Raw genomic sequence first — 6,926 nt, 5'->3', positions numbered from 1 at the left:
CTATCTGGAACTTGACAATGATTGGTTTGCGCTGGTGAAGAGGGATGATGGGTGAGTGGCTCAGTTTCCAATATCTCTAGTAAAAACAAAAGGGGCTAAAAACCCCTTTTATTTAATATATTAAATTATTTCTTATTTCTAATCAAGGTAATTTAAAACCACTTCTGGCCAATTCGCATTGAGCAGGTTTTTACTTCTAAACCAATCTGTGAGAGGTTTAAAATAGCTGCTTAACTTAAATGGAGCAAAGTCAAAATAAAGTTTAACTTCTAAAGATTCGTTACCATTGATGATCAACCCATTTTCTATTTCAAAATCTATGTAGTCAATGTTGTTAGCAGCCACTACCTCACCATTACTTTTAACAAAGCTGTTGTCTTCGTTATTCAAATAATAACGCAATGTAGTGTATGTACCAGGCGCTAATGCAAGCACACTAGCCGTTTTAATATAGTGACCTGTACCCATACCTTTAAAGGTTACTGACGTTTTACCAGAAAAATCTTTGATAGTACTCTCCTGACCATTGTCATCAATGGCTGAAAATTTAGTGATATTCAAATTCATTTGAGAAACATCGGCCGTAACATTAGAAGAATTGTTTAAAACCAATTCTTGTACACGTTCGCCATTCTGGAAAAAATTCGGAGCCTCATCAAGTTTGTAAGGCACCGGCCACATCGAAGGATAAAATGTTATTCTTTTCATAACAATTGTATTTAATTATTCAATGCAAAGCTCAGAAGGATTTATTGCGGGAGTAACTACCAGATTACCTAATTATGATACTATATTAACCCAATTGAATCGATTATTTAGAATATTTGATTAATATAGGTCATATGTAAGATTTTACTAAGAAAATGAAAGAAAAACACCTCCCGAATTTCTGCCAACCAGATACAAAAAAAGCAACACTTTCGTGTTGCCTTTTTCTTCTTTCAAAACTTACCTAAAACTATTTTTTACCCAAATTAATTTTTAGCTCAACTGAATACAGTCTCCCAATGAATGGTGATGCTGTAAACTCTCTGAATTCTGCATCAAACAGGTTGGTAATTTGACCAGACATTGTGAATGTATCATTGATGTGATAACCAAGACCAAGATCAACATTTACAAATCCTCCTAGCGGACCGTAATTGTAAGTGTCTGTGCTTCTTGAATTTTCTACAACTGGAGTTCCTCTATAGGTTAAGTCTTGTGTTTTAGCTGCTATTTGGTAGCTAGAGAAGTAATCATATTCCTCAACCCAACGCGTAAAGATGTTTCCAAAGAACTTACCGTCACTGTAGTTAATTCCTATTCCGAATTTATTTTTAGGAGCATTTACCAAAACATCTAATTTGTTAACCACTCCATCCTTATTAAAGTCATTCTCTTCAAGGTTATCTTCATCAACAGAATAGTTGAAATAAGAGTAGTTGAAATTCATTGTGACATGCTTAGCCAGCTGATAATTCAAACCCAAATCAAAACCATAAGTATTTACTTGTCCGAAGTTGACATAAGTAGCTACTAACCCTCCATATATTCCATAAGCAGCCTGCACCTGTGAAGTTGGAACACTACCTCTTTCTGTAGTCACACCTACCACAGTTACCGGGCTCAAGAAGTCTTCTGAAATGTTATAGTATGCATTGGCATCAACAAACAGTTTTTTAGAAGCCTGTCCTTTATAACCAATTTCATAACTCTGAATTTTCTCAACACCTTGCTTCTCAACCTTGGTACCATCAGCAAGTGTAAAACCATCAGAGTTACCCAATATTAAACCTCCAAAGAGATTGCCATACATATTAAGGATAGTAGGAGCAGCTATGCCCTGTCCGTAAGTAAGTCTGAAAGCTCCATCTTTCACAGTTTTTACTATTCCTAACTTAGGTACAAAGTTGAATCCATAAATCTCATGATTATCACCTCTAAATGCTGCTGTTCCTTTGAAGCCAGATCCAAATTTGTATTCTGCCTGCCCGTATACGCCTGTTTGGTCAATTTGGATATAGTCATTTTCATCTGTATCCAATAAGTATGTTCCTTTACTATTAGCTAAGTCACGTTGCCATTGTGCACCTACTGCATAAGAGAAGTTTCCTACTTCGTTGTTGTACTGCACTTCTGCATTATAGCGTTGTGAAGCATCTTTAAATTTAGCGGCACTAGAATATGATTGCTCACCCCTGGCCTCAGCATCTGAAAGACCAGCATCTATACCTCTGTAATATTGTTTTGTTCTTTCATCAATGGCATAAGTATCATCAGTCTTACTGGTAGTCATATAAGCCTGTGCAAAGAAATGTGTAGACGCATACTTCAATGAGTAATAGTTGATTTTCCAATCTACAATCTGATTTCTACCTACGTTGGTAGGTGCAAGATAGGTACTATTGCTTCCACCCCAGCTGGCTATGATATCAGCATCATCATTCAAACTATAGTAAAGCGCTGCAGAACCTCTCATAAAATTAAAATCATTATCGAGTTCCAATTCTTCATAGCCTTCTTTTACGCCATCAGGGCCAGGGTTGCCATTAGCATCAAGCCTGTCGATATACACTGAGTCAGCAAATTCAAACTCTTCACCTTTAGTATACTCTCCTGTTACTTTAAATGCCCACTTATCATTGATCTTTTGAGCATGTCTCAACCTTGCGGTAACCATACTCTGATTTCCCGCGCCTAGTGCAAAAGTGGTTCCTTCAGAACTTCTTGGATCTTTGGTAATAGTATTAACCAAACCATTGTGAGCATTTGGACCATAAAGAGCCGCATTTGGACCCAAGATTACTTCTATTCTGTCCACATCTTCTTTTATGATTGTACCTAAAGGCCCAAATGGAAGCCCAGTAGCTATTAAAGTAGCATAACGGCCATCGTTTATTTGAAGGTTCTTGGCATTGAAGTTACTATTAAATCCACGGATATTAACTCCTGTGGCAGCCACACCTGATCTAACGTATTCTACACCTTTAACTCTTGATAAAAGCTCACCAGGATTAAAGCTTGGTAGCTCTTCAATTTGCTTTGAAGATATCACCTGAATAGTGGCAGGAGTCTCAGTAAGCTTCTCTGCTCTTCTGGATCCAGAAACCACGATCTGGTTTGATAGAAAAAGTAAGGATGGATTAAGTGTGATGGTACCGATATCTACTATGGCACCTGAGATAGTTACACTCTTTTCAATTTCTTCATAACCTATATAACTAATAAGTAGTGTGTAGGTACCATTATCAATAGGTGACAAAGTGAAATTACCATCAGTGTCTGAAGTAGTTCCAGTGGTGGTTCCTTTTATGGAAACGTTTGCACCTATGAGCACATCATTAGCCTGATCAGTAATAGTCCCCTTTACCCCGCCATTTTGGGCTTGAAGAGTGGCTGCAACACACAGCATCAGGATTGAAAGTAAAGTAAAATATTTTTTCATAATGGGTTTAAAGTTTAAATTATACCCCAACCTAGCGATATCCATTATTCTCCTAAACATTGATAAAAATTAGTTAAGTGTGACTTTCGGCAGTTTTTGATCGAATTAAAATCCTAACTATCTGATTTTATGATAATTAACACCTAATAATCTAGCAACGACTTTACATCTTTAATAATGTGAGGAATATGTATTTTTAAGTCATCGAGAAGGTCTTTTATAACTGCTGACTTATGATGTGTGGCCAAATATTTTGTTCCAGAGTCCATAATTGCCGCTATTAATTTATCTTCATCTATCCTTCCCTCCATGTACTTCGACATTTCATAATACCACTTTATAGTAGGCAAATAAATAGGCTTTTTTTGATCTTCCTTATCCCGAATAAGGAGACGATACTTTTTACAGCTTTGGATCACCTTCTCATATTTTTCCTGCCTTAGTAAAGTCTGTAAATAAGCGCTAAAAAATATATACCATCTTTTGGTTAACACCTGCTCCTTATTGAGTCTTAAAAAGCTTTCTGCATAGCGCTCGCCATCTGCAGACTGGCCATTTAATGTGAGACATTTAACATAGAAAGCCACGAAGCCAATCTTATTGTGAAAGTTATGCGAGGTCTTCATCTCAGTCATTGACTCACGCATTAAACTTAAGGCCTCATCTATTTTACCTCTCCTTAATAGTATAGAGCTAAAGTTGGTCAGATACTGCAAATGATCGGCATTTTTCTGCCTTATCGATAGGTACCCATATTCTTCCGCTTGCTGCAATACGTCAAACTTAGAATGAAGCATCAGGCGGTTGGCATAGTAGTTATAAAGTATCCTCCTTGAGTAGAAAAGTCCCTTTGCGAGCAGCTCATCAAGGTAGTCATAGAGCACTTTTAGCTTATCAAATTCGCGATAATTAAAATACATAAAGGTGAGTCTGATGATAGCCAAATAGCGATTACTTCCATCAAGATTGCTATCATAAAACACTTCGGTAAGCCAGTTTTCCCAGTGCCTGGACTCAGTATTATTCATAGAATACTGATCAATAATATCTACTGTAGCCTGATGCAGTTTCTCATTGACCTCCATCGACTTAGTATATGCGTCTTTATAGGTGGTAATGAATTCGTTGACAAGTTTATGATCATCATACCGCAACCTGATTAACAAAAAGTGCCTATAGTTGAGCATCAACTCATAATACTTCATGAAGTTGTAAATAGGGTGCTCGTACTTTTTGAGGGTTTTAAAAAGGGCTACTTCATCTTCTGGTGTAATGGCGTCCGTCACCACCTTACGGTCCATTTCGTTGATCCATTCAAAATGATTATCAACGCTTATATCATTAAGTTTCTGATCAATCCACTTCTTGATGCCAGAATACTTACGCTTGTCAATATTTGTATCGTAAGCCTGAGGTCTGTTAAAGTTGTTGCTGTTAAAAGCTATTTTAGAAAGTACACTTTTCTTCTCTTCATCCTCAAAATTTTCAATGCTTAGTAAGTAGGATGCCTCATGAGGGAGGATTTTCTCAGCAAATTCATTGAATTTCTTTAGTTGTACTTTCACTTAGATGATAAGAATTCGAATATTTTTTGGTTGAAAATATCAGCTTTTTCGAAAGGAACAAAATGTCCGCACTCGTCAATCATTACTAATTCACTGTTTTTTATCTGTGCATGAGCATCATCAGCTACCTGCTGGGTGGTAGCAGTTTTGTGTAGTATTTTATTTGGAATCAGTGCGTCATTTTTTCCATATACGACAAGTGTTGGGATGTTCAGCTCTGATAATCTGTTATATACGGGCTCATCCAACATACCAAAAACACCAAGAGAGACCGCTTTACAGTACGCTGAAAAATCTGTTCCTTTAGTCATATTTATGCGGTCAGTAATCATGAATCTAAGATCGTCAGGCATTTTAAAAAAATTTAGCCCATAGTTAAATTCTATCTGATTCGGAGTCGCTGCAGCTATACTTTCAGGTTTAAATATTGATTTCATCCATTGACTTTCAGTCTCACTAAAAGTTTCTATTCCTGCAGGGGCTGCCAATATTAGTGCTTCAATGTTATTGTATTTGAGTGCAGTTGTCATTGACACCTGAGCTCCCATTGAGTGTCCAACGAGAATTACATTCTTTAACTTTTTATGCTCAATGAACTCATGAATTATATCTGCATAATAGCCCATTGAACCTGAAATATAATCTTTAGATGATCTGCCATACCCGGGTAAGTCAATGGCAATACAGCGATAGTCCTTCTTCAAGACTTCAATATTCTTTTGCCATGACGGAAGGTAAGTGGCGAGGCCGTGGATAAATAAAAGGGTCTTATCACCAGTCCCCTCTTCAACATAAGCGATTTTAATACTGTCATTGAGTGCTGCATAGTGAGTTTCAAAAGTATATGGCTTAAGAAGGTCTGCTACCTTTTGATCTTGTGACATAAGTGTAACTGTATTGAAAAGAGTTATTAAAGTAATCAGATATTTTTTCATAATAATTGCTTTAGAGCCTTTCTATCTATTTTACCACTATCGTTTTTAGGCAATTCATCAACCACTGCATAATGTTTGGGTATTTTAAATTTCGCTAGTTTCGAACAGCAATAATCAGCAAGACTTTGACTGTCGATCTTTTGATTTACCACTAAAAATGCCTTTCCCACTTCTCCCCATTTTTCATCAGGAACACCTATCACAGCCACCTCTTTAATACCACTGGCCGTTGCCAAAATCCGTTCCACCTCTGCAGGATACACATTCTCACCACCAGAGATAAACATGCTTTTCTTTCTGTCCAACACATATAAATAGCCCTCTTCATCGCGCTTCATCAGGTCACCAGTCATAAACCATCCGTCTCTAAAAGCTTCAGAAGTAGCCTTTTCATTTTTCCAATAGCCAGGTGTAACCACTTCACCTTTAAGGCAAAACTCACCGATTTCTCCGGCCGACACTTCGTTAAACTGTTTGTCTACAAGCTTAGTCTGCAGATAGAAATTCGGCTTGCCAATGGAGCCAAGCTTCTTCTCGGCATCATTCTGGTGCAATGAAGTTAGGTTAGGACCAACCTCCGTTAAACCATACCCTTGTCTTATGCTCACACCCTTCTCATGCCACGATTTGATAACTGCATGAGGCAAAGCCTCACCACCTACAATAAAATACCTCAACTTATCCAATTGAATTTTATCAAAAGAAGGTGACTCCTTCATCATTTTAAGCATGGTAGGTACACCCATAAAAATGGTAGACCCTTTTTCCTGAAGTAGATTAATGATTAAATCAGCATCAAATTTTTTAATGATTCCCACAGTCGCTCCTCTGTGAAGCATCGGAGTTAACAATACATTCCAACCTCCCGTATGAAATGCCGGCATGCAGTTAATGGTATGATCGTTAGATGTTAATTCTATGCTTATAGAAGTGTTAATACTATTCCAAAAAAGCATTTTATGAGTATAAATTACCCCCTTTGGACGGCCTGTTGTGCCA

The 6,926-nt window shown here is 37.3% G+C and carries 5 protein-coding genes; all 5 read right to left on the bottom strand.

The features are described from left to right. Positions 1–138: 138 nt before the first annotated feature. Entirely contained in the window at positions 139–708 is a 570-nt protein-coding gene (locus E1140_RS02705) for a hypothetical protein (protein WP_155178779.1), read from the bottom strand. A 250-nt stretch (positions 709–958) separates the two neighbouring features. After that, positions 959–3,427 (bottom strand): TonB-dependent receptor, encoded by a 2,469-nt coding sequence (locus E1140_RS02700; protein ID WP_155178777.1) that lies wholly within the window; start codon positions 3,425–3,427, stop codon positions 959–961. A 143-nt stretch (positions 3,428–3,570) separates the two neighbouring features. Further along, positions 3,571–4,992 (bottom strand): hypothetical protein, encoded by a 1,422-nt coding sequence (locus tag E1140_RS02695; protein WP_155178775.1) that lies wholly within the window; start codon positions 4,990–4,992, stop codon positions 3,571–3,573. Then, on the bottom strand, positions 4,989–5,927 hold the full coding sequence (locus E1140_RS02690; RefSeq protein ID WP_246202697.1) for an alpha/beta fold hydrolase: 939 nt from the start codon (positions 5,925–5,927) through the stop codon (positions 4,989–4,991). The genes E1140_RS02695 and E1140_RS02690 overlap by 4 nt, the downstream gene beginning before the upstream one ends. Beyond that, positions 5,924–6,926, bottom strand: a 1,003-nt coding sequence (locus E1140_RS02685) for an AMP-binding protein (protein WP_155178773.1), incomplete at its 5' end; no start/stop codon positions are given. The genes E1140_RS02685 and E1140_RS02690, both read right to left, overlap by 4 nt.

The organism is Fulvivirga lutimaris, from assembly GCF_009711525.1.
GTDB classification, from domain to species: Bacteria; Bacteroidota; Bacteroidia; order Cytophagales; family Cyclobacteriaceae; genus Fulvivirga; species Fulvivirga lutimaris.
The sequence above is the reverse complement of the archived record's forward strand: the minus strand, read 5'-3'. Positions and strand labels throughout refer to the sequence as shown.

Excerpts from the sequence above, each read along its gene's own strand:
- E1140_RS02705 (WP_155178779.1), bottom strand. The coding sequence starts at position 708 with ATGAAAAGAATAACATTTTATCCTTCGATGTGGCCGGTGCCTTACAAA.
- E1140_RS02690 (WP_246202697.1), bottom strand. The coding sequence starts at position 5,927 with ATGAAAAAATATCTGATTACTTTAATAACTCTTTTCAATACAGTTACA.
- E1140_RS02700 (WP_155178777.1), bottom strand. The coding sequence starts at position 3,427 with ATGAAAAAATATTTTACTTTACTTTCAATCCTGATGCTGTGTGTTGCA.